This window comes from Phaeobacter inhibens DSM 16374, assembly GCF_000473105.1.
GTDB classification, from domain to species: Bacteria; Pseudomonadota; Alphaproteobacteria; order Rhodobacterales; family Rhodobacteraceae; genus Phaeobacter; species Phaeobacter inhibens.
Genome location: NZ_KI421498.1, coordinates 1,429,161 through 1,451,317, shown reverse-complemented (window position 1 = coordinate 1,451,317; position 22,157 = coordinate 1,429,161). Strand labels below are relative to the sequence as shown.

At 59.5% G+C, this 22,157-nt stretch carries 21 protein-coding genes; 14 read left to right on the top strand and 7 right to left on the bottom strand.

What is annotated here, in order from left to right:
• Window positions 1-2 precede the first annotated feature (2 nt).
• The 13 genes from nuoG to INHI_RS0110590 all read left to right on the top strand — a co-directional run bounded on the left by nuoG (window position 3) and on the right by INHI_RS0110590 (window position 13,685).
• On the top strand, window positions 3-2,021 hold the full coding sequence (gene nuoG, locus INHI_RS0110650; RefSeq protein ID WP_027247634.1) for an NADH-quinone oxidoreductase subunit NuoG: 2,019 nt from the start codon (window positions 3-5) through the stop codon (window positions 2,019-2,021).
• On the top strand, window positions 2,018-2,404 hold the full coding sequence (locus INHI_RS0110645; protein ID WP_014874161.1) for a YNQ4 family lipoprotein: 387 nt from the start codon (window positions 2,018-2,020) through the stop codon (window positions 2,402-2,404). Before nuoG ends, INHI_RS0110645 begins: the two co-directional genes overlap by 4 nt.
• A gap of 6 nt (window positions 2,405-2,410) precedes the next feature.
• Window positions 2,411-3,448 (top strand): NADH-quinone oxidoreductase subunit NuoH, encoded by a 1,038-nt coding sequence (nuoH, locus tag INHI_RS0110640; RefSeq protein ID WP_014874162.1) that lies wholly within the window; start codon window positions 2,411-2,413, stop codon window positions 3,446-3,448.
• A gap of 3 nt (window positions 3,449-3,451) precedes the next feature.
• A complete protein-coding gene (nuoI, locus tag INHI_RS0110635) occupies window positions 3,452-3,946 on the top strand; it encodes an NADH-quinone oxidoreductase subunit NuoI (RefSeq protein ID WP_014874163.1) in 495 nt (164 codons plus the stop codon).
• Complete coding sequence (locus tag INHI_RS0110630) at window positions 3,943-4,362, top strand: carboxymuconolactone decarboxylase family protein (protein ID WP_027247633.1); 420 nt, start codon at window positions 3,943-3,945, stop codon at window positions 4,360-4,362. The genes nuoI and INHI_RS0110630 overlap by 4 nt, the downstream gene beginning before the upstream one ends.
• Window positions 4,359-4,961, top strand: coding sequence for an NADH-quinone oxidoreductase subunit J (locus INHI_RS0110625; RefSeq protein ID WP_027247632.1), 603 nt, complete (start codon window positions 4,359-4,361; stop codon window positions 4,959-4,961). Before INHI_RS0110630 ends, INHI_RS0110625 begins: the two co-directional genes overlap by 4 nt.
• 4 nt (window positions 4,962-4,965) lie before the next feature.
• Complete coding sequence (nuoK, locus tag INHI_RS0110620; RefSeq protein WP_014874166.1) at window positions 4,966-5,271, top strand: NADH-quinone oxidoreductase subunit NuoK; 306 nt, start codon at window positions 4,966-4,968, stop codon at window positions 5,269-5,271.
• 6 nt (window positions 5,272-5,277) lie between these two features.
• Entirely contained in the window at window positions 5,278-7,404 is a 2,127-nt protein-coding gene (gene nuoL, locus INHI_RS0110615) for an NADH-quinone oxidoreductase subunit L (protein ID WP_027247631.1), read from the top strand.
• Window positions 7,404-8,951, top strand: coding sequence for an NADH-quinone oxidoreductase subunit M (locus INHI_RS0110610; protein WP_027247630.1), 1,548 nt, complete (start codon window positions 7,404-7,406; stop codon window positions 8,949-8,951). Before nuoL ends, INHI_RS0110610 begins: the two co-directional genes overlap by 1 nt.
• A gap of 13 nt (window positions 8,952-8,964) precedes the next feature.
• Entirely contained in the window at window positions 8,965-10,404 is a 1,440-nt protein-coding gene (gene nuoN, locus INHI_RS0110605) for an NADH-quinone oxidoreductase subunit NuoN (RefSeq protein WP_027247629.1), read from the top strand.
• Between the two features lie 70 nt (window positions 10,405-10,474).
• Window positions 10,475-11,224 carry a biotin--[acetyl-CoA-carboxylase] ligase gene (locus INHI_RS0110600; RefSeq protein ID WP_014879602.1) on the top strand — a complete coding sequence of 250 codons (750 nt, stop codon included), beginning with the start codon at window positions 10,475-10,477 and terminating at the stop codon, window positions 11,222-11,224.
• A gap of 15 nt (window positions 11,225-11,239) precedes the next feature.
• A complete protein-coding gene (locus INHI_RS0110595; protein ID WP_027247628.1) occupies window positions 11,240-12,028 on the top strand; it encodes a type III pantothenate kinase in 789 nt (262 codons plus the stop codon).
• Window positions 12,018-13,685 carry a ribonuclease J gene (locus INHI_RS0110590; RefSeq protein ID WP_027247627.1) on the top strand — a complete coding sequence of 556 codons (1,668 nt, stop codon included), beginning with the start codon at window positions 12,018-12,020 and terminating at the stop codon, window positions 13,683-13,685. Before INHI_RS0110595 ends, INHI_RS0110590 begins: the two co-directional genes overlap by 11 nt.
• Window positions 13,686-13,870: 185 nt before the next feature.
• On the opposite strand, the gene INHI_RS21210 is transcribed toward INHI_RS0110590, so the two are convergent.
• The 7 genes from INHI_RS21210 to INHI_RS0110555 all read right to left on the bottom strand — a co-directional run bounded on the left by INHI_RS21210 (window position 13,871) and on the right by INHI_RS0110555 (window position 21,078).
• Window positions 13,871-14,044, bottom strand: a complete 174-nt coding sequence (locus INHI_RS21210) for an RSP_7527 family protein (protein WP_014879604.1) — start codon at window positions 14,042-14,044, stop codon at window positions 13,871-13,873.
• Window positions 14,045-14,267: 223 nt separating this feature from the next.
• Window positions 14,268-15,818, bottom strand: coding sequence for a DEAD/DEAH box helicase (locus tag INHI_RS0110580; RefSeq protein ID WP_027247626.1), 1,551 nt, complete (start codon window positions 15,816-15,818; stop codon window positions 14,268-14,270).
• 179 nt (window positions 15,819-15,997) lie between these two features.
• The gene (locus tag INHI_RS0110575; protein ID WP_014879605.1) at window positions 15,998-16,963 is read right to left on the bottom strand and encodes a glycosyltransferase family 2 protein; all 966 of its coding nucleotides are present in this window, start codon (window positions 16,961-16,963) and stop codon (window positions 15,998-16,000) included.
• Entirely contained in the window at window positions 16,960-17,706 is a 747-nt protein-coding gene (locus INHI_RS0110570; protein WP_027247625.1) for a hypothetical protein, read from the bottom strand. The genes INHI_RS0110575 and INHI_RS0110570 overlap by 4 nt, the downstream gene beginning before the upstream one ends.
• Window positions 17,707-17,744: 38 nt before the next feature.
• A complete protein-coding gene (locus tag INHI_RS0110565) occupies window positions 17,745-19,352 on the bottom strand; it encodes a peptide chain release factor 3 (protein WP_027247624.1) in 1,608 nt (535 codons plus the stop codon).
• 87 nt (window positions 19,353-19,439) lie between these two features.
• Window positions 19,440-19,871, bottom strand: a complete 432-nt coding sequence (locus tag INHI_RS0110560) for an ester cyclase (RefSeq protein WP_081698721.1) — start codon at window positions 19,869-19,871, stop codon at window positions 19,440-19,442.
• Window positions 19,872-20,061: 190 nt separating this feature from the next.
• The gene (locus tag INHI_RS0110555) at window positions 20,062-21,078 is read right to left on the bottom strand and encodes a Hint domain-containing protein (protein ID WP_027247622.1); all 1,017 of its coding nucleotides are present in this window, start codon (window positions 21,076-21,078) and stop codon (window positions 20,062-20,064) included.
• Window positions 21,079-21,373: 295 nt separating this feature from the next.
• Between INHI_RS0110555 and INHI_RS0110550 the strand changes: the two genes are divergently transcribed.
• The gene (locus tag INHI_RS0110550) at window positions 21,374-22,153 is read left to right on the top strand and encodes an SDR family oxidoreductase (RefSeq protein ID WP_014879610.1); all 780 of its coding nucleotides are present in this window, start codon (window positions 21,374-21,376) and stop codon (window positions 22,151-22,153) included.
• Window positions 22,154-22,157: the final 4 nt, after the last annotated feature.

Here is a 22,157-nt window from a genome sequence, read left to right as displayed (position 1 = left end):
CCATGTCTGACCTCCGCAAGATCAACATTGACGGAACCGAGATTGAGGTGGATGGGGCGATGACCCTAATCCAGGCTTGTGAAGAGGCCGGGGTGGAAATTCCCCGGTTCTGCTACCACGAGCGTCTGTCCATCGCCGGCAATTGCCGCATGTGCCTGGTTGAGGTTGTTGGCGGCCCGCCGAAACCTGCCGCTTCCTGCGCCATGCAGGTCCGCGATCTGCGTCCCGGCCCCGAAGGTCAGGCACCGCAGGTGAAGACAAATTCACCGATGGTGAAAAAGGCGCGCGAAGGGGTGATGGAGTTCCTTCTGATCAACCACCCGCTGGATTGCCCGATCTGCGATCAGGGCGGCGAATGCGATCTGCAGGATCAGGCGATGGCCTATGGCGTTGATTTCTCGCGCTTCCGCGAAGCCAAACGCGCGGTTGATGATCTGGACCTTGGTCCGCTGGTCGGCACCGCGATGACGCGCTGCATCTCCTGCACGCGATGCGTCCGCTTCACAACCGAAGTTGCCGGCATCACCCAGATGGGCCAGACCGGTCGCGGCGAAGATAGCGAAATCACCTCCTATCTGAACGAGACGCTGGATTCGAACCTCCAGGGCAACATCATCGACCTTTGCCCGGTTGGTGCGCTGACCTCCAAACCCTACGCCTTCACAGCGCGTCCGTGGGAACTGACCAAGACCGAAACCATCGACGTGATGGATGCGCTGGGGTCGAACATCCGCGTCGACACCAAGGGTCGCGAAGTGATGCGGATCCTGCCGCGCAACCATGACGGCGTGAACGAGGAATGGATTAGCGACAAGACCCGTTTCGTCTGGGACGGCTTGCGCCGCCAGCGTCTGGATCGCCCTTACGTTCGTGTTGATGGCAAGCTGAAGCCCGCCACCTGGCCCGAAGCGCTGGAGGCTGCGGCCACAGCGATGAAGGGCAAGAAAATCGCGGGTCTGATTGGTGATCTGGTCCCGGTTGAGGCGGCTTTTGCACTGAAACAGCTGGTCGAAGGGCAGGATGGCAAGGTTGAGTGCCGGACTGACAAGGCCCGTCTGCCTATCGGCAACCGCGCGGCCTATGTCGGCACCGCCACCATCGAAGATATCGACAGCGCCAAGGCGATCATGCTGATCGGCACCGACCCCCGCAACGAGGCGCCGGTTCTGAATGCGCGGCTGCGCAAGGCTTGGATCAATGGCGCCAATATCGGCCTGATCGGCCAGCCGGTTGATCTCACATATGACTATGCTCACCTCGGTACCGACCGCGCAGCGCTTGAGGCGCTTGTGAACGGCGAAACCGAAGGCGCGATTGGCAAGGATACGCTGGTCATCGTCGGCCAGGGCGCCCTGCGTGAGGCCGATGGTCTGGCCGTACTGGCCCATGCGCAGAAATACGCGGCCTTGACCGAATCCAAGCTGCTGGTGTTGCACACCGCTGCGGGCCGTGTCGGCGCGATGGATGTCAACGCGGTCACTGAAGGTGGCCTTGAAGCGGCCATTGACGGCGCAGAGGTGATCTACAACCTTGGCGCTGATGAGGTCGAAATCGATGCGGGCGCAACCGTCATCTATCAGGGCAGTCACGGTGACCGTGGAGCGCATCGCGCCGATATCATCCTGCCAAGTGCTGCTTACACCGAGGAAAACGGCCTGTTTGTGAATACTGAAGGCCGTCCACAGCTGGCCATGCGCGCAAGTTTCGCCCCCGGTGAGGCCAAGGAAAACTGGGCGATCCTGCGAGCGCTCAGCGCGGAGCTGGATGCCAAGCTGCCCTATGACTCGCTGGCGCAACTGCGCAGTGCGCTGGTCGCAGAGGTGCCGCATCTGGCGCGCATTGACGAAGTGGTGGCAAATGAGGGCCCGGCGCTTGAGGTTGAGGCCATGGGCAAGGCGGCATTCCTGCCTGCGGTCAAGGATTTCTACCTGACCAACCCGATAGCGCGGTCGTCGCAGCTGATGGCGGAACTGTCGGCGGGTGCAAAGGCGCGCGGCGCCGAGAAGATCGCAGCGGAGTGATCCGGGCGGGCATCATATCGCCCTTGCTGCTGGCGGCCTGCGTGCAGGCCCCTCAGACATCGCAGGCGCCGTTCAATCCCGACTACCAAGGGGTGGAAACGCGGCTTCTGGATGGCGATCTGGTGCAGTTCCACGTTGCCATGATCGGCGCCAGAAACAGCGCCGATCTGGATAATTATGCTGAATGCGCAGCGGCGCAATATGCGCTGATCCGCGGTTATGGATTTGCACGTCACGTGCGCACAAAAATGAAACAAGAGGGTGGCGTTCAGACGGCAGATGCTGTCTACACCATCTCGCCTTCCCTCCCGCGCGGACTGCGCACCATCGACGCTGAAGTCGTGGTCGCGGATTGCGAGGCTAACGGAATACCCACGGTGTGAGGACCTATGGCTGAATTCTTTAACACCCCAGGCGGCATTGCTGTACTGATCCTGGCGCAAGTGCTTGCAGTTGTTGCCTTTGTCATGATTTCGCTTCTGTTCCTCGTCTACGGGGACCGCAAAATCTGGGCGGCTGTCCAGATGCGCCGAGGCCCCAATGTGGTTGGCGTCTACGGTCTGCTGCAATCGGTGGCGGACGCACTCAAATACGTCGTCAAAGAGGTGGTGATCCCCGCCGGTGCTGACCGCACCGTATTTATCCTGGCACCGCTGACGAGCTTTGTGCTGGCGATGATTGCCTGGGCGGTGATCCCGTTCAATGATGGCTGGGTGCTGTCAGACATCAACGTTGCCATTCTTTATGTGTTCGCGGTCTCCTCGCTTGAGGTTTACGGCGTGATCATGGGCGGTTGGGCGTCGAACTCGAAATATCCGTTTCTCGGTTCCTTGCGTTCAGCGGCGCAGATGATCTCTTACGAGGTCTCCATCGGTCTGATCATCGTTGGTGTCATCATCTCCACCGGCAGCATGAACTTCGGCGACATTGTGCGCGCGCAGGACGGTGATCTGGGTCTGCTGAACTGGTACTGGATCCCGCATTTCCCGATGGTGTTCCTGTTCTTCATCTCGGCGCTGGCAGAAACCAACCGCCCGCCGTTCGACCTGCCGGAAGCGGAATCGGAACTGGTGGCAGGCTACCAGGTGGAATACTCGGCGACACCGTTCCTTCTGTTCATGGCCGGGGAATACATTGCCATCTTCCTGATGTGCGCGCTGACAACACTGCTGTTCTTCGGCGGCTGGCTGTCTCCGATCCCGGGTCTGCCCGACGGCGTCCTGTGGATGGTTGCCAAGATGGCATTCTTCTTCTTCCTCTTCGCAATGGTGAAGGCGATCACGCCCCGCTACCGCTATGACCAGCTGATGCGTCTGGGTTGGAAAGTGTTCCTGCCGTTCTCGCTGGCCTGGGTTGTCTTCGTGTCCTTTGCTGCAAAATTTGACTGGTTCTGGGGCATCTTCGCCCGCTGGACCGTGGGAGGCTAACTGATGGCGAACATCGACTACACCCGCGCTGCCAAATACTTCCTGCTGCAGGATTTCTGGGTTGGCTTCAAACTGGGGCTGAAGTATTTCTTCGCGCCCAAGGCCACCCTGAACTATCCGCACGAGAAGGGGCCTCTGTCGCCGCGTTTCCGCGGTGAGCACGCGCTGCGCCGCTACCCGAACGGCGAAGAACGCTGCATTGCGTGCAAGTTGTGCGAGGCGGTTTGCCCGGCGCAGGCGATTACTATCGACGCGGAACCGCGCGAGGACGGCAGCCGCCGCACCACGCGGTATGACATCGACATGACCAAATGCATCTACTGCGGTTTCTGCCAGGAAGCCTGCCCAGTGGATGCGATTGTTGAGGGTCCGAACTTCGAGTTCGCCACCGAGACCCGCGAGGAGCTGTTCTACGACAAGGAGAAGCTGCTTTCGAACGGCGAACGCTGGGAAGCTGAGATTGCCCGTAACCTCGAACTGGACGCGCCCTACCGATGAGCGACGCCAAGAACCCATTTGAGGCCATGATGGCCCAGGCTCAGGACATGGCCAAAGCCCTGAACCCCGCGTTGGAGAGCTTCTCTCCCACCGGTGCGTTCAAGGATTTTGAGGCGCTGTGGCCGACGATGCCGAAGGATGTCATGGAAATGATGTTCGGCAATACCGTCAACAAGGGCGGTCTCGATGCCAAAACCCGGCTGCTGCTGACGCTGGCCGGGCTGACAATGCAGGGCGCACAGGCAGATTCAGCCGTGCGTCAGACCGTACGCCACGCCCTAGAGGCGGGCGCGAAGAAACAAGAGATCGTTGAAACGATCGGACAGATGTCGGTGTTTGCCGGCATTCCGGCCATGACCCGCGCGCTGGAACTGGCGCAAGAGGTCATGGACGCCAAAGGGGACAATGAAACATGAGCGTTTTTGCCTTTTACCTCTTTGCCATCAGCGCCATCACCGGCGGGCTGTTTACGGTGATCAGCCGTCAGCCGGTGCATTCGGTGCTGTGGCTGATCCTGGCCTTCATTTCCTCCGCCGGGCTATTCGTCCTGCTCGGCGCTGAATTTGTCGCCATGCTGCTGGTCATCGTTTATGTGGGCGCGGTCGCGGTGCTGTTCCTCTTTGTGGTGATGATGCTGGATGTGGATTTCGCCGAGCTGAAAGCCGAGATGGCGCGCTACATGCCGCTGGCGCTGCTCATCGGTCTGGTGATCCTCATGCAATTCGTCATGGCCTTTGGCGCTTGGGAAACCGCACCGGCAGCAGCGACACAGCTGGCTCAGCCGATCCCGACGGACCAGCATAACACCGAGGCGCTTGGCCTCATCATTTATGATCAATACTTCCTTCTGTTCCAGCTCTCCGGCCTGATCCTGCTGGTTGCGATGATCGGTGCCATTGTGCTGACCCTACGCCACCGCACGGACGTCAAGCGCCAGGATGTCGTCGCCCAGATGATGCGTGATCCGGCCAGCGCGATGGAACTCAAGGATGTGAAACCGGGGCAGGGGCTTTGAGACAATGATCACACTCGAGCATTATCTAACCGTCGCGGCGACGCTGTTCGTCATCGGCATCTTCGGGCTCTTCCTGAACCGCAAGAACGTCATCATCCTGCTGATGAGCATCGAACTGATGCTCCTGGCGGTGAACATCAACCTTGTGGCCTTCTCCAGCTTCCTTGGCGATCTGGTGGGTCAGGTCTTCACCCTCTTTGTGCTGACCGTGGCCGCCGCTGAGGCCGCCATTGGCCTTGCGATCCTGGTTTGCTTCTTCCGCAACCGCGGCACTATCGCCGTGGAAGACATCAACGTGATGAAGGGCTAAAGCGTCATGGAAACCATCCTTCTCTTTGCCCCTCTGGTCGGGGCCATCATTTGTGGCTTTGGCTGGAAGTTTATCGGCGAGACCGCAGCCACGTGGACCGCAACCGGGCTTTTGTTCCTGTCGGCGCTTTTGTCGTGGATTGTCTTCCTCAGCTTCGACGGGGTTACACAGTCGATTGAGATCATGCGCTGGATCGAAAGCGGCTCGCTGTCGACCTCCTGGGCGATCCGTCTGGACCGAATGACCGCGATCATGCTGATCGTTGTGACCACGGTGTCATCGCTGGTGCATCTCTATTCCTTTGGCTACATGGCCCATGATCCGCAGTGGAAAGACGGCGAGAGCTACAAGCCGCGCTTCTTTGCCTACCTGTCGTTCTTCACCTTTGCCATGCTGATGCTGGTGACCTCTGACAATCTGGTTCAGATGTTCTTTGGCTGGGAAGGCGTGGGCGTTGCCTCCTACCTGCTGATCGGCTTCTATTACCGCAAGCCCTCGGCCAACGCGGCTGCGATGAAAGCGTTTATCGTCAACCGTGTGGGTGATTTCGGCTTTGCGCTTGGTATCTTTGCCTTGTTCTTCCTGACCGACAGCATCAACTTTGACGACATCTTTGCAGCCGTGCCGCAGCTGGCGGAAACCCAGCTAAGCTTCCTGTGGTCGGAGTGGAATGCCGCCAATCTGATTGCAGTCCTGTTGTTCATTGGTGCCATGGGTAAATCGGCTCAGCTGATCCTGCACACGTGGTTGCCGGATGCGATGGAAGGCCCGACGCCGGTGTCGGCGCTGATCCACGCGGCCACCATGGTGACTGCGGGCGTATTCCTGGTCTGCCGCATGTCGCCGCTGATGGAGTTCGCGCCCGAGGCGACAACTTTCATCACCGTGCTGGGTGCAACCACGGCCTTCTTCGCGGCCACTGTAGGTCTGGTGCAGACCGACATCAAACGCGTCATCGCTTATTCGACCTGCTCGCAGCTTGGCTACATGTTCGTGGCCGCAGGTGTTGGCATGTATTCCGCCGCGATGTTCCACCTGTTCACACATGCCTTCTTCAAAGCGATGCTGTTCCTTGGCGCGGGCTCCGTCATCCACGCGATGCACCATGAGCAGGACATGATGAACTACGGTGGTCTGCGCAAAAAGATCCCCTATACCTTTGCCGCGATGATGATCGGCACGCTGGCCATCACCGGCGTTGGTATCCCGTTGACGCACATCGGGTTCGCTGGCTTCCTGTCGAAAGACGCCATCATCGAAAGCGCCTATGCAGGGGGATCCTCCTACGGGTTCTGGATGCTGGTGATCGCAGCCGCGATGACCTCCTTTTACAGCTGGCGCCTGATTTTCCTGACCTTTTACGGCAAGCCGCGCGGCGACAAGCATACGCATGATCACGCGCATGAAAGCCCCATGGTTATGTTGATCCCGCTGGGCGTGCTCGCCCTTGGTGCGATCTTCTCTGGCATGCTCTGGTATAACAGCTTCTTCGGCCATGCTGATAAGGTTGGCAAATTCTACGGCATCCCGGTGGCAGAAGCGTCTGCTGCAGCGCACGGCGAAGAGGCCGCAGAAGATGCGGGCCACGGCGCTGATGACAGCCACGGCACCACGGCGGACGACGGTCACGGCGCAGCTGAAGCATCCGGTGAGCATCACTATGTATTCGCGGGTCAACCGGGCGAAGGCGCGCTGTATTTCGGTGCCGACAATACTGTGCTGGATGACGCGCACGCCGCCCCGAAATGGGTGAAAGTGTCGCCGTTCATTGCGATGCTGTTTGGCCTTGGTCTTGCGATCCTGTTCTACATCGTGAACCCAAGCCTGCCGGGCCGTCTCGCCAAGCAACAGCAGCCGCTGTACCTGTTTCTCAAGAACAAGTGGTACTTTGACGAGCTCTATGACTTTGTCTTTGTCAAACCGACGCTGATGATCGGGCGTTTCCTGTGGAAGCGTGGTGATGGCAAGACGATTGACGGTGCCCTGAACGGTATCGCCATGGGCATCATTCCCTTCTTCACCCGCCTCGCCGGTCGCGCTCAGTCGGGTTACATTTTCACCTATGCCTTCTGGATGGTGCTGGGCATTGCTGCCCTGGTTACCTGGATGTCGATCGGCGGAGGAGCGCACTGATGGACAATCTCCTTTCTATTGTCACCTTTATCCCGGCGCTTGCAGCGGCCATCCTGGCCCTGTTCCTGCGCGGCGAGGATGAGGCGGCGCAGCGTAACGCCAAATCTGTTGCGCTCTTTGCCACCACGATCACTTTCCTGGTGAGCCTTGGCATCTATTTCCAGTTCGACCCCTCCGACACGGGCTTTCAGTTTGTGGAAGAGGCCGAGTGGATCTTTGGCTTGAAGTACAAGATGGGTGTCGATGGCATTTCTGTGCTCTTCGTGATGCTCACCACCTTTGTTATGCCGCTGACCATTCTGGCTAGCTGGGGTGTGAATACCCGCGTCAAGGAATACATGATCGCCTTCCTGATGCTGGAAACGCTGATGCTTGGCGTGTTCATGGCGCTGGATCTGGTACTGTTCTATCTGTTCTTCGAGGCTGGCCTGATCCCGATGTTCCTGATCATTGGCATCTGGGGGGGCAAGGAACGGATCTACGCGTCGTTCAAATTCTTCCTCTACACCTTCTTCGGCTCGGTGCTGATGCTGGTGGCGATGGTTGCGATGTACGCAGATGCGGGCACCACCGATATCGCGCAGCTGCTGACGCATAGCTTCTCTGCGAGTAGTTTTGATCTTCTGGGAATCCATGTTGTTGGCGGGATGCAGACGCTGCTGTTCCTGGCCTTCTTTGCCTCTTTCGCGGTGAAAATGCCGATGTGGCCGGTCCACACATGGCTGCCGGACGCCCACGTGCAGGCGCCGACTGCAGGTTCCGTGGTGCTGGCGGCGATCCTGTTGAAGATGGGCGGATACGGCTTCTTGCGCTTCAGCTTGCCGATGTTCCCTGTCGGGGCTGACGTGATGACGGACCTGATCCTGTGGATGTCCGCGATCGCGGTTGTCTACACCTCGCTGGTGGCGCTGGTGCAGTCGGACATGAAGAAGCTGATTGCTTATTCGTCCGTCGCGCATATGGGGTTTGTGACCATGGGTATCTTTGCCGCCAACCAGCAGGGCATTGATGGCGCGATCTTCCAGATGCTGAGCCACGGCTTCATCTCGGCGGCGCTGTTCCTTTGTGTTGGCGTCATCTATGATCGGATGCACACGCGGGACATCGACGCCTATGGTGGTCTTGTCATCCGTATGCCTGCCTATGCGTTGGTCTTCATGTTCTTCACCATGGGCAACGTCGGCCTGCCGGGCACCTCGGGCTTCATCGGTGAATTCCTGACCCTGATGGGCACCTTCCAGAAAAACACCTGGGTGGCAGCCGTTGCCGCAACCGGTGTTATCTTCTCGGCGGGTTATGCGCTGTGGCTCTACCGCCGCGTGGTCTTTGGCGATCTGATCAAAGGCAGCCTCAAGACCATCAAGGATATGACTGCCCGCGAGCGGTTCATCTTTGCACCGCTGGTGGTGATGACCATCCTTCTGGGGGTCTACCCGGCGCTTGTCACCGATATCATCAGCCCGTCGACCGAGGCGCTGATTGCAAACTTCAATGAATCTCTGGCTGCCGCGGACCTGTCCCCGGCGACCCAGATGGCTTCGCACTAAGGGGGCGTGGGCGATGATCCCAGCTGATCTCACCGTTATCCTGCCAGAGATTGTTCTGGCGCTCAGCGCAATGGCGGCGCTCCTTGGCGCCGTCTACACCGGCAAGGACAAACTGGCCCCGGCGTTGATCTGGCTGATGGCCGGCCTGATGTCTGCACTTGCGATCTGGATCGGGACAGGCGCGTCCGGTAGCCGTGAGGCGTTCAACGGCATGTTTGTCGACGACGGGTTCGCCCGTTTTGCCAAGGTTGCCATTCTGCTATCGGCCTCGGCGGTTCTGGTCATGGGCCAGGATTACATGTCGCGCCGCGGCATGCTGCGGTTTGAATACCCCATCCTCGTTGCGCTCAGCGCGGTGGGCATGATGGTTATGGTCTCTGCCGGCAACCTGATGTCGCTCTATATGGGCCTCGAACTGCAGTCGCTGGCGCTCTATGTTGTGGCGTCCTTGCGTCGTGACAGCGTGAAATCGACCGAAGCCGGCCTGAAATATTTCGTGCTCGGCGCGCTGTCCTCCGGCTTGCTGCTCTATGGCGCGTCCTTGGTCTACGGCTTTGCGGGAACCACCGACTTTGCAGGCATCTACGCTGTTGCCAAGCACGGTGAAGTGTCCATCGGCCTGCTGTTTGGTCTGGTCTTCCTGATCTCTGGCTTGGCGTTCAAGGTCTCTGCTGTGCCGTTCCACATGTGGACCCCGGACGTTTATGAAGGCGCACCCACGCCAGTTACCGCATTCTTTGCATCGGCGCCGAAGGTTGCCGCCATGGGCCTGTTTGCGCGTGTGATGCATGATGCCTTTGGCCATGCGGTGCAGGACTGGAGCCAGGTAATTGCACTGCTGTCGCTGCTGTCCATGTTTGTGGGGGCTGTCGCCGCGATTGGTCAGCGCGATATCAAACGTCTGATGGCCTATTCCTCGATTGCGCATATGGGCTATGCGTTGATGGGTCTTGCAGCAGGCACCGCCTATGGTGTGCAGGCGTTGCTGGTCTATATGGCGATCTACGTCTCCATGAACATCGGCACCTTTGCCTTCATCCTGATGATGGAGAAGGATGGCAAGCCAATCACCGATATCCGCGCGCTGAACCTCTATTCCCGTCGCGAGCCGGGCAAGGCGCTGGCGATGCTGATCCTGCTCTTTTCGCTGGCTGGGGTGCCGCCGATGCTGGGATTCTTCGGCAAGCTCTATGTGCTGAACGCGGCCTATCAGGCGGGTTTGGCGTGGCTTGCGGTTGCGGGCGTGATCGCCTCGGTCATCGGGGCCTTCTACTACCTGCGTATCGTTTACTACATGTATTTCGGTGAAGAGGGAGAGGAGCTGGAAACCAACCGCTCGCCAATCCTCTGGGGGTTCCTGATGGCGTCGGCTGCGGTGATGCTTCTGGGTATTATCAACATGTTCGGCATCGAGGGTGCAGCAGCATCAGCGGCTGCCACGCTGGTCAACTGACCGCTCTAACACAGAACACACAAAGGCCTGGTCTGCGGACCGGGCCTTTTTGCCTTGAAGGGACAGGATCATGAGTGATTGGCCAGAGGGATACGGACGCAGCCTGCTTGAAGAGGTGGACAGCACCCTGGATGAGGCCGCGCGTCGTGCGCCCACATTGACCGGCCCTGAATGGATCATGGCCAAGCGCCAGACCAAGGGACGGGGCCGTAGAGGGCGTGCGTGGAAGGAACCCAAGGGGAATTTCGCCGCAACCCTGGTGATGCGGCCGGAGGGGCCGCCTGATCAGGTGGCGCTGCGCAGTTTTGTTGCGGCGCTGGCGCTCTATGATGCCTGTGTGGCGCTCTGCGGCGAGACGGCTGGACTTGCACTGAAATGGCCCAATGATGTGCTTTTGAACGGTGGAAAGCTGGCTGGCATTCTTCTGGAGAGTGCAGGCGCTGCCGGCGGCGTCACCCATCTGTCAATTGGGCTCGGGGTCAATCTGATTGAGACGCCGATGCAGGAGTGGCTGGAGCCGGGCGCCGTCTGGCCTGTTTCATTGCTGTCGGAAACCGGGATCCACGTCACGCCGGAGGATTTCCTGACCGAGCTGGCTGCAGCCTACGACCGCTATGAAATCCAATTCGTCACCTATGGGTTTGAGCCGATCCGCACGGCCTGGTTGGCGCGCGCGGCCCGTCTGGGAGAGGTGATCATCGCGCGCACCTCCAATTCCGAAACCGAGGGCACTTTTGAGACGGTAGACGCCAATGGCAACCTCGTCCTAAAAACCGCCAAGGGCCGCGTCAATATCCCAGCGGCGGACATCTTTTTCTAGGGAAGGGGGCTGGCAATGCTTCTGGCGGTGGATTGCGGCAATACCAATACGGTGTTTTCAATCTGGGACGGTGACAGCTTTGTCGGCACCTGGCGCACGGCCAGTGACTGGCGGCGCACGGCAGATCAGTATTTTGTCTGGCTCAACACGTTAATGCGGCTAGAGGGTATTGAGGCGGATATCACCGATATGATCATCTCTTCGACCGTGCCGCGGGTGGTGTTCAATCTGCGCGTTCTGGCGGATCGCTACTACAACACCCGTCCCATTGTGGTGGGCAAGCCGGATTGCCTGTTGCCGGTGTCGGTGCGGGTGGATCAGGGAACCAATGTCGGGCCTGATCGTTTGGTCAATACAGTCTCTGGGTTTGACAAATACGGTGGCAACCTGATCGTGGTGGATTTCGGGACGGCAACGACCTTTGATGTGGTGGCCGAGGATGGCGCCTATATCGGCGGGGTTATTGCGCCTGGCGTGAACCTCAGCCTTGAGGCCTTGCATCAGGCCGCTGCCGCCTTGCCCCATGTGGATATCTCCAAACCCCAGTCTGTCATCGGCACCAATACGGTTGCATGTATGCAGTCAGGTGTGTTCTGGGGGTACGTAGGACTGGTGCGTGAAATATGCGCCCGCATCAAGGCGGAGCGTGACGTGCCGATGAAAGTAATCTCGACAGGCGGGCTGGCGCCTTTGTTCCAGCAAACAGCGGATCTGTTTGACGCATTTGAGGATGATCTCACGATGCACGGGCTACAGATCATACACAAATATAATAAGGATAACGGTCTCGAGGATGAGCACTGAACGTTTAATCTACCTGCCCCTGGGTGGGGCGGGCGAAATTGGCATGAACGCCTATGTCTACGGCTACGGCAAACCGGGCAAGGAGCGCCTGATCCTGGTTGATCTGGGCGTCACCTTCCCGGATATGGACAGCAGCCCCGGCGTGGATCTGATCATGCCGGATATCCGCTGGCTGAAAGAGCGCGCCGACCAGCTGGAGGGTGTGTTCATCACCCACGCGCATGAGGATCACATCGGCGCGGTTGCGCATCTTTACCGCGATCTGAACGTGCCGATCTATGCCCGCGCCTTCACCGCCAACCTGGCACGGCGCAAGATGGATGAGGCCGGTCTGGACAGCGAAGAGGTTAAAACCGTCTCCGCATGGCCTGAGGTTACCAAACTGGGGCCATTTACCGTCGGCGTTGCACCGATTTCGCATTCCATCCCGGAGAGTGGCGGTCTGGTGATCGACACACCTGCGGGGCGCATCGTGCACACCGGTGATTTCAAAACCGATCCGACCCCGATTGTGGGCGAGGCGTTTGATCCCGAAATGTGGGCGGAGATCGCCAAAGATGGCGTCAAGGCGCTGGTTTGCGATTCCACCAATGTCTTCTCCCTGCACCCCGGCCGCTCTGAGGTCGAAGTCGGCCCGGAGATCACCCGTCTGGTCGGCGAGGCTGAGGGCATGGTGGTCGCAACCACATTTGCGTCCAATGTCGCACGGGTGAAGACCTTGGCGGAAGCCGGTCATGCTGCAGGTCGTTCTGTTGTCCTGCTTGGTCGTGCGATGCAGCGCATGGTCGAGGCCGCGACTGAAACCGGGGTTCTGAAGAATTTCCCCAAGGTGGTGAGCGTCGAGGCTGCGCAGGAATTGCCGCGTGAAAACCTGATGCTGGTTGTGACCGGTAGCCAGGGGGAGCGCCGCGCGGCGTCTGCCCAACTGGCACGCGGCAAATACCGTGGGGTTGAGGTGAAGGAGGGTGATCTGTTCCTGTTCTCCTCCAAAACGATCCCTGGCAATGAACGCGGTGTCATTCGCATCATCAACCAATTCTCCGAAAAAGGCGTTGATGTCGTGGATGACAGCTCCGGTCTCTATCATGTGTCGGGCCACGCCAACCGTCCTGATCTGGAACGGATGCATGACATTATCAAGCCGCAGATGTTGATCCCCATGCATGGCGAACACCGCCATTTGCGCCAGCACGCCCGTCTGGGCGAGGCGAAGGGCATCGCCAGCACAGTTGCTGTGAATGGCATGATGATGGATCTGACAGGGAATGCGCCGAAGGTAGTGGACTACGTCGACGCCGGGCGCACCTATCTGGATGGGTCTGTTAAATATGGTGCGCTGGATGGCGTTGTCCGCGACCGGATCCGCATGGCGCTCAACGGTCATGTGGTTGTCACCGTCATCCTGGATGAGGAAGACGAACCGCTCGGCGAACCTTGGTGCGATATCAAGGGGCTGGCGGAAACCGGCACGTCCAACGCTGCGCTGGTTGAGGTGATGGAAGAGGATCTGAACCAGTTTATCATGCGTGCCGGTGCCAAGACCCTGCGCGATGATGACAAGCTGGAAGAGAACCTCCGCCGTGTCGCCCGCCAGTCCGCGCAGAACGAGATCGGCAAGAAACCCGAGGTGACCGTGGTGGTCAGCCGGATGCGCTGAGCCAGAACGTTTTGACCCTGTTTGAGGGCCCGCTGCACTTGGTGCGGCGGGCCTTTCGATTTTCGCATGTGAGGTTCCCAGAGAGCTGACGGGCCAAAACGAAAAAGCCCCGGCAGATTGCCGGGGCTTTTCATGTGGTAATCGCCTTACCGGCTGTTCGTCGACGCCCTTGGGCGGGTGTCGGATCAGGCGTGACGGGGGCGGGAGATCAGCGCGACCAACTTGCCCGGGAGGCTAGCAATACCCCGGCCGAGGCTGCGCAGGAAGGAGGCCATCGCCTCGGCGCGCAGTTCATGCGCACGGGCTTCAATGGCGCGGATTTCGTCGGCGGTCACGGTTGGGAACTCCAGATTATTCATTGCAGGCCTCATGGATGTCTTATGTCTTGTTGACCTCCAGATAGGCTCTTCCGCGTTGCGCGACATCCGCAAAAATGGGCAATCCCGCCATGCTGCAAGTGCAAAGCTCCGAGACGGTTCGTCAGCGGCTGGTGCATGGCTTCTGTTGGATTTGTGGCCCCGAGCAATGAAAAAGGGCCGCCCCAAGAGGCAGCCCTGATGATCTAAGCGATCGCCGAGGATATTATCCGGCGCGGCGCTCGGCAAAGCTGAGCGCGATAAAGCTGGGCATATGATCCCCCATGCCAACCACGTTGCGATCATTGCCACGGTCATTGCCGCCACGGCCACGACCGGATTTCTGGTTGCCCTTCTGCCCCGATTTAGGACCGGAAGATTTGCTCTCTGCAGGCTTCCCACGACCAGACGCGCGCTTCTCCTGCTCAGGTGCCTTCTGCTCCTGAGCTGGTGCATCGACCTCAGCGCTCGGTGCATCGCTTATCTGTGCCTGGGCGTCCGCAGTCTCGTTCACGTCCTTGGCAGCAGAGCTGCGGGCGGAGGGCCGACGGCTGCGGGTCTTGCGCTCAGTCGTCTCGCCGCTTGCATCGTCCTTGCTGTCTTTTGCCTTCGGCTCGGCCTTGGCTTTCTTCAGCGGGTTCTCGATGCGCGGGATCTCGTTCTGGACCAGACGTTCGATGTCCTCGAGGTTCTTTTCGTCCTTGGGCACGCAGATCATCATAGCGGAGCCGTCACGGCCTGCACGACCGGTCCGACCGATGCGGTGGACATAGTCCTCCGCGTGGCTTGGCACGTCGAAGTTGAACACATGGCTGACACTGGGCACATCAAGGCCGCGCGCCGCCACATCGGAGGCGACGAGGAACCGCAAGGAGCCTTCGCGGAAACCTTCCAGTGTTTTGGTGCGCTGGCTCTGATCCAGGTCGCCATGAATCGGCGCGGCGTCATAGCCGTATTTCTTCAGCGATTTCGCAACGATATCGACATCCGTCTTGCGGTTGCAGAAGATGATCGCATTGGTGCATTTCTCGCCTTCCTGATCAATCAGGTGGCGCAGCAACTTGCGTTTCTCGCTGCCCTCACGGTCCCGGCGGGATGCTTTGAACAGCACCACACCTTGGGTGATGTTCTCAGACGTCGTCGCCTGACGGGCCACTTCCACGCGCGCGGGGGCAGAGAGGAAGGTATTGGTGATCCGCTCAATCTCCGGCGCCATAGTGGCGGAGAAGAACAGTGTCTGACGGGTAAAGGGCGTCAGGCCGAAGATACGTTCGATATCGGGGATGAACCCCATGTCGAGCATCCGGTCGGCTTCGTCCACCACCATCACCTTCACGTCGGAGAGGATCAGCTTGCCACGCTCAAAATGGTCGAGCAGACGACCGGGGGTGGCGATCAGCACGTCCACACCTTTGTCGATCAGCGTGTCCTGCTCCTTGAACGAAACACCGCCAATCAGCAGCGCCTTCGTCAGTTTCAGGTGTTTGGTGTAGGTGTCGAAATTCTCCGCCACCTGTGCTGCCAGCTCGCGCGTGGGGCAGAGCACCAGGCTACGCGGCATGCGTGCCCGGGCGCGACCGCGCGCCAGCAGGGTAATCATCGGCAGGGTGAACGAGGCAGTCTTGCCGGTGCCGGTCTGTGCAATCCCCAGCACATCGCGCCCCTCCAAGGCAGGAGGAATTGCCCCTGCCTGAATAGGGGTGGGGGATTCGTAACCCGCTTCCTCAATCGCTTTGAGTACTTTGGGGTTCAGGTTCAGATCTGAAAATTTTGTCATATGCGTCCGTTTTTGCGGACACTGACCTGGCCCGCGCGTGTATGTCAGGGCCGATTCCGCATGGTCTTGCGTCCTGTCTTGATCGGCTTGCGCGGGGCATAGCAAAATCCGCTGCAATCGTCAAACAAAGCCGGGTTTTCGCAGGTTATTGCTCTAGGAGTGGGTAAACCCGAAACAGTTTAGTCAAATTGAGGAAAATGTTGACGCCGCTTGGCTGCTAAATCCAGCGGGCAATGATGGATCATACCCCGCAGGCGTAGCGCATCGTAGACGTCAGGCACCTCCGCGTTGATCTCGCTAAAGAAGCGCCGCAGCCCATCTCTGCCATGCTCCTGTTCGATCATCGTCAGCAGCTCATGCTTGTTCATCCCGCCCAGACTGGCGGGAAAGCCTGCGCCGAGGCCCGGGCGATAGGAGCCGCGCTCCAGTCGGAATCGGTAGCTGCCTTGCCAATCATCCCAGCTGGTGGCGTGGCGATGACAGATCTGCAAGCCCGGCTGCTCCTCTTCGCGGGTGTTTTTCTCACCATGCTGGAACAGGTTATGGATTCGGTACTGAATATCGGGGAGGCCGGTGCGGGCAAACAGCTTACCCGCCGTGTGGCTGAGAAAACCGCCTTTGAGAAAAACACCAAATTCGGGGTAGATCGCCCTAACCTCATGCTCGCGTTCAGCACCTGAGGGGACCATGGCCTTGTAGTGATCCGTATGCCCGGCCAGCGCCTCCAGCGGGCGCATCCGCAGCACATCCGTATCAGCAGGCAGCGCGGCGAGCGTTTCTGTGATCGCCCGGCTTTGGTCTTGGGGGGCGACATGAGGCCAGAGAAACTCATCCACATCGATATGAGCGATCCAGTCGGTCTGGATGCGCCCGTAGGCATGAGTCGCGTTCATCGTCTGGCGGGGCTGGTGCATCTTCGGACGCGCGGTCCTGTGCTGCTTCCAATAGCGTTCATCGCAGGTCGTCACCCGAATCTTCGGATGTGCCTTAAGATGTGGGTAGACGTCGGGGTTTTCCGCATCTAGGTACAGGTGTAACCGGTGGGCGCCCATATCCAGATGGTAGGCGGCAAAATTCAGGATGGATTCGGCGTCGGCCTTGATTGTGCTGACAATGCCCCATTTCGGGTGGCTTGGCGCGGTCATGATTTGTGATGCGCCTTGTAGCGCTGAATGCGTCCGAAAATGCTGCGGGGATCTTCCATCACCATACGCAGCATCTTGACGGCAAGTGGCTGCAGCACTGGATCCTGTTCGCCATACCGCCACAACCGGGCCAGCATATGCCGATCCAGATCGCCATAGGGCAGGTGGTAGGGCGTCATGCCCAGGCCGATGTCGTCCAGATCCTTGCCTTTCACACGGGGCAGGCCACTGTCCGTTGGCCGCCCGGACAATCTCCGTTCACTGTCGTGCAGCTTGATCATATGGAACAGCATCTGCAGCCCTTGCCCACCAAGCCGCTGGTCTATCGTTTCGCCATGATCGGCAAAGGTGGTCGCCGCCGAAATCAGCCAACGGGTGGGCAGGCGCGCCGCCAGCGCGGCCCCATGCTCCGCCCAGATCCGCAGGAACAGCGCCCGCGCCTCAGGTGGCGCCTCCCGGCGGCGCAGGATCGCAATACAGAGCGCGTGGAGCGCCCAGATTTCTGGATCGCCTGCAAACTCTTCCCGCAGTGACTGCCACTTATGCGCGATATGATGACTTGGCAGGTCCTTCTGCGTCGCCGACGCAGGGGCGGGATTTATCAGCGGACGGAAGAGAATGGCCAAATCGGCATCCGCCGCCGGCAGGGCCGATAGCGGGTCCACAAAAGGGACCTCTTTCTTTTCGAGCTGCCGCAGCAATTTATAGAACCCGCCAGGATAGTTTTCGTTGTCGATATCCATGGCGGGTCTGGTGTCACCGGTGATCTGGGAAACGGGTCTTAGACCATCATCTCCTTGGTCGCGGTCAGTTTCAAGTCCGGATAATCGCGCTCGACCCGGTCGATATCCCACTGAAGCCGCGTCAGATAGACGACGTCTCCATCATTGTCATAGGCGATGTGCTGTTTGTTGGTGTTGATGAACTTGTCCAGCGCCAGCTTGTCACCGTTGACCCAGCGGGCTGAGGTGAATTGAGAGGCCTCGAAGCGGACCGGCAGGCCGTATTCCATTTCGATCCGACTGGCGAGCACTTCGAATTGCAATTGACCGACGACGCCAACGATAAAGCCGGATCCGATTGAGGGTTTGAACACCTTGGCAGCACCTTCCTCGGCGAACTGCATCAGTGCCTTTTCCAGATGCTTGGCCTTCATCGGGTCGCCCGCGCGTACGCCCTGCAACAGTTCTGGCGCAAAGGAGGGGATGCCACTTACGCGCAGCGCCTCACCTTCGGTCAAAGTGTCACCAATGCGCAACTGGCCATGGTTTGGGATACCGATGATATCCCCGGCCCAGGCTTCCTCCGCCAATTCGCGATCTGAGGCCAGGAACAGGACCGGGTTGGAAATCGCCATGGGTTTCTTGCTGCGTACATGTGTAAGCTTCATGCCGCGTTTGAAATGGCCTGAGGCCAGCCGGACAAAGGCCACGCGGTCGCGGTGCTTGGGGTCCATATTGGCTTGCACCTTGAACACAAAACCGGCGACTTTGGTTTCGTCCGGTGCGATCTCGCGGGGCTGCGCATTTTGGGGCTGGGGTTCAGGACCATAGGTGCTGATGCCGTCCATCAACTCCTTGACGCCAAAGGAGTTGATCGCGGAGCCGAACCAGATCGGGGTCATGTGACCTTCAAGAACCGACTGCGGATCAAGTGTCGGCAGCAGCTCACGGGCCATTTCGACCTCTTCAAGCAGCTTTTCCAGCAGGTGTTCCGGTACGTGCTCGGCCAGTTGGGGATCGTCCAGACCGTTGATCTCAATGCTCTCGGCGATTTTGTTGCGATCCGCGCGGTCCATCAGTTCCAGCCGGTCGCGCAGCATGTCGTAACAGCCGATGAAATCGCGACCGACGCCGATAGGCCAGCTGGCAGGTGTCACGTCAATCGCGAGGTTCTGCTGAATCTCATCAATGATCTCAAACGTGTCGCGGCTTTCGCGGTCCATCTTGTTACAGAAGGTCAGGATCGGCAGATCCCGCAGGCGGCAGACCTCAAAAAGTTTCTGGGTCTGGCTTTCCACACCTTTGGCACCGTCGATGACCATGACGGCCGCATCCACCGCTGTCAGCGTGCGATAGGTATCTTCCGAAAAGTCGGAGTGACCGGGCGTGTCCACCAGGTTGAAGCGGTAGTTGGCGTAGTCAAACGACATCGCGGAGGCCGAAACGGAAATGCCGCGATCCTTCTCCATCTGCATGAAGTCTGAGCGCGTACGCCGGGCCTCACCCTTGGCGCGCACCTGACCGGCCATCTGAATAGCACCACCATAAAGCAGGAACTTCTCAGTCAGCGTGGTTTTACCGGCATCCGGATGCGAGATGATCGCAAAGGTGCGGCGCCGGGCGATTTCAGCCGGCAGGTCGGGGCGGTTTGGGACGGTATCGAGCATGAGCGCGCGTATATCAGGATGGCGCGCCGAGGCAAGAAAAACAGGGGGCAGGCCCCCTTTGCATTGCAGACAATCGGGGCCGGTGTTTCAATCCCAGATCAGGGCCTGCCCGGCGAGACAGGCTGGCATTGCATCTGCGGGCAGTTGCCCCAGCTGCTCAAAGAAGGCGAAGGCGTCAAACCGGGACGTCAGTTCGGCGATCCTGTCGCCTTCAAAACGAATCATCATGATCCCCTCAGCATGAACAGGTGTGATCCCGTCCGGGCCATCGGATGTCAGCAGGTAGCGCGTAGAGGTCCAGTCGCCATCTTCCATGTAATGCAGTATCTGCACCCGCAACTCACCCGCCAGCTTGTGAACAACCTCAATCAGGACAGGATAATCCTTGCGCGGGTTGGTCAGCCCATCCAGCAGTTCCGTATTCTCGAGTGAGGGGGCAAGCATCTCGGCAAATGTGGACATGTCGCGATTTTCCCAAACCTCGGAAAACCAGCGCTGCACAAGGTCTCGTTTCGTCATAGTCAGGCAAAGTTCCATAAATTCCACATCGGGGCGTTTGGCCCATGTGTTGGAATTATCACGGGGACTTCCATCAAAAATCGTAAATTCTCGCCCCCGCGTGCTGAATTTTTCAGCATCTGTTGAGGCCATGCGCATTCGCCGTTGGACCGGTGGCCTCCTACAGATCGCGCAAATTGGAAGCGGGCGGTCACATGACGCGGCGCTTCAACCCGGCTACGGCCTGACCGCGTTCCATCAGCGCCGGTCGAATATCAAGGCCAGAGGCCACCCGCTGATGGCCCAGCAACAGGCCCGGCGTCCGGCTCAGGTTTTCCTGCGGCAGCGCGGCACGCGTCAAGGGGTTGAGCAGGAGGCTTTCAGCGGCGATCCCTTCGGCGAATACGATCTGATGGCGATCGAATAACAGCTGGAAGTAATCCACAAAGCCGCCACTTTGTTCAAAGATATCAATCCCGTTCACCAGCTCTCTCGCCCGAACCAGATGATCAGGGCGGCCCCTGCGGCGGATGTCGCGGCGGGGATGCACCAACAATCGGTGGTCCGGGCTGACCAGGAGATCATTTTCATTGTTGAGCGCGCCGGCCCGGATCAGGATCGGGGCCATTTCACCGACAGCGCGGCTTGTACATTGGCCGATCCAGCGCACGTCTTGGGCACCGTCATCGCGCGTCAGAACCCGGTCACCGACCACAAGGTCCTCAATCGGCCGCTGGGCGCCAGTGTCCAGGGTAATATGGGTGCCGCGCGTGAAGGAGACGCAGGCCAGCTGCGCGAGCCGCTGACGTGTGCCCTCGCGTGTCTTGCGCACCAGCGTATAACCGGTCTGCTGGCGCAGTGGCGAAAGCGGCAACAAATAGATCGCAGCGATCAACCCATCTTCGTCAACCTCGACTATGACCAGAGCCTCAACATTGGCGCCAATATCGGGCATTAGTGTCAGCAGGCAATCAAGATGCAGGCGCGCACCCGGGGTGCCGGTTGCGGTCCCCTCATCCAGGGCAAGCCGCCCATCCGGGCGCGCTGTCAAACCAATCTGGCGAGGTGGGGTGTTGCGGGTCAGCTGATAGACATCATCCAGTTGCAGATCGTCGTAGACCCCCAGGCTGTCGCCCATATTGGCCCCAATTTCGACGCAGAAATCAGCCGCCGCGAACACCGGTAGCGTTTGGGCAGCGACGGGGGTCTGATGCAGCTGTGTCAGCATGGATAACCTAACCAATAGCGGCGCGCGTCCTGCGCGTGTGATCTCCCATTTTGTCGGGAAATGTGGCGAGATGCGGACCAGACGGGGGTGGTTTTGCGAAGCCAGCAGAACCGAAAGACGGCCACGCGCAGGGCGCAGACCGTTTCGCGGCAGCATCGGCACCTGCGATTGGTGTTTGGGCTGGCCAATACCGGGACAAGGGTGCAAGCTCCGCCGCGACAAAAACGGTGTATGATCCCGGCCTATAAACTGCATGGCCGGAGCACGATATCGCGGCGCAACAGGGAGATATATCATGGATTTGGGATTGGCGGGAAAGCGGGCATTGGTCTGCGCCAGCAGCAAGGGACTGGGTCTCGGCTGTGCGGAGGCCCTGGCTGAGGCCGGGGTGGATCTGGTGATGAACGCGCGGGGGGCGGAGGCGCTTCTGGCCTCGGCTCAGTCAATCCGGGATGCTCATGGCGTCAATGTGGAAGCCATCGCGGCTGATGTCACAACCGAGGCGGGGCAGGCCAAGGTCATCGCTGCCGCCGAGGGCGTGGATATTCTGGTGACCAACGCAGGCGGTCCGCCGCCGGGGCTGTGGTCCGATTGGGGGCGCGAAGATTTTATCAAGGCGCTGGATGCCAACATGCTGACGCCCATCGCGCTGATCAAGGCGCTGGTCCCCGGCATGATGGAGCGCGGCTGGGGCCGGGTGGTCAATATCACGTCACAATCGGTGAAGGCTCCAATCCCGGTTCTGGGCCTCTCGAATGCGGCACGTACCGGGCTTACCGGCTATGTAGCAGGCACTTCCCGTCAGGTCGCGGCGCAGGGCGTGACCATCAACAACCTGCTGCCCGGCATCCACGCCACGGATCGAGCGGTCTCGCTGGATACCGGTGTGGCCCAGCAGCAGGGGATTTCCCTTGAACAGGCCGCTGAACAGCGCGCCGCGAGCATTCCTGCCGGTCGCTACGGTACGCGGCAGGAGTTTGGGGCCACTTGCGCCTTCCTCTGCTCACAGCATGCGGGTTTCATTATTGGTCAGAACATCCTGCTGGATGGCGGTGCCACCAATATGACCATTTGACGGG

Excerpts from the sequence above, each read along its gene's own strand:
- nuoG (WP_027247634.1), top strand. The coding sequence starts at position 3 with ATGTCTGACCTCCGCAAGATCAACATTGACGGAACCGAGATTGAGGTG.
- nuoH (WP_014874162.1), top strand. The coding sequence starts at position 2,411 with ATGGCTGAATTCTTTAACACCCCAGGCGGCATTGCTGTACTGATCCTG.
- nuoI (WP_014874163.1), top strand. The coding sequence starts at position 3,452 with ATGGCGAACATCGACTACACCCGCGCTGCCAAATACTTCCTGCTGCAG.
- INHI_RS0110630 (WP_027247633.1), top strand. The coding sequence starts at position 3,943 with ATGAGCGACGCCAAGAACCCATTTGAGGCCATGATGGCCCAGGCTCAG.
- INHI_RS0110625 (WP_027247632.1), top strand. The coding sequence starts at position 4,359 with ATGAGCGTTTTTGCCTTTTACCTCTTTGCCATCAGCGCCATCACCGGC.
- nuoK (WP_014874166.1), top strand. The coding sequence starts at position 4,966 with ATGATCACACTCGAGCATTATCTAACCGTCGCGGCGACGCTGTTCGTC.
- nuoL (WP_027247631.1), top strand. The coding sequence starts at position 5,278 with ATGGAAACCATCCTTCTCTTTGCCCCTCTGGTCGGGGCCATCATTTGT.
- INHI_RS0110610 (WP_027247630.1), top strand. The coding sequence starts at position 7,404 with ATGGACAATCTCCTTTCTATTGTCACCTTTATCCCGGCGCTTGCAGCG.
- nuoN (WP_027247629.1), top strand. The coding sequence starts at position 8,965 with ATGATCCCAGCTGATCTCACCGTTATCCTGCCAGAGATTGTTCTGGCG.
- INHI_RS0110600 (WP_014879602.1), top strand. The coding sequence starts at position 10,475 with ATGAGTGATTGGCCAGAGGGATACGGACGCAGCCTGCTTGAAGAGGTG.
- INHI_RS0110595 (WP_027247628.1), top strand. The coding sequence starts at position 11,240 with ATGCTTCTGGCGGTGGATTGCGGCAATACCAATACGGTGTTTTCAATC.
- INHI_RS0110590 (WP_027247627.1), top strand. The coding sequence starts at position 12,018 with ATGAGCACTGAACGTTTAATCTACCTGCCCCTGGGTGGGGCGGGCGAA.
- INHI_RS21210 (WP_014879604.1), bottom strand. The coding sequence starts at position 14,044 with ATGAATAATCTGGAGTTCCCAACCGTGACCGCCGACGAAATCCGCGCC.
- INHI_RS0110580 (WP_027247626.1), bottom strand. The coding sequence starts at position 15,818 with ATGACAAAATTTTCAGATCTGAACCTGAACCCCAAAGTACTCAAAGCG.
- INHI_RS0110575 (WP_014879605.1), bottom strand. The coding sequence starts at position 16,963 with ATGACCGCGCCAAGCCACCCGAAATGGGGCATTGTCAGCACAATCAAG.
- INHI_RS0110570 (WP_027247625.1), bottom strand. The coding sequence starts at position 17,706 with ATGGATATCGACAACGAAAACTATCCTGGCGGGTTCTATAAATTGCTG.
- INHI_RS0110565 (WP_027247624.1), bottom strand. The coding sequence starts at position 19,352 with ATGCTCGATACCGTCCCAAACCGCCCCGACCTGCCGGCTGAAATCGCC.
- INHI_RS0110560 (WP_081698721.1), bottom strand. The coding sequence starts at position 19,871 with ATGACGAAACGAGACCTTGTGCAGCGCTGGTTTTCCGAGGTTTGGGAA.
- INHI_RS0110555 (WP_027247622.1), bottom strand. The coding sequence starts at position 21,078 with ATGCTGACACAGCTGCATCAGACCCCCGTCGCTGCCCAAACGCTACCG.
- INHI_RS0110550 (WP_014879610.1), top strand. The coding sequence starts at position 21,374 with ATGGATTTGGGATTGGCGGGAAAGCGGGCATTGGTCTGCGCCAGCAGC.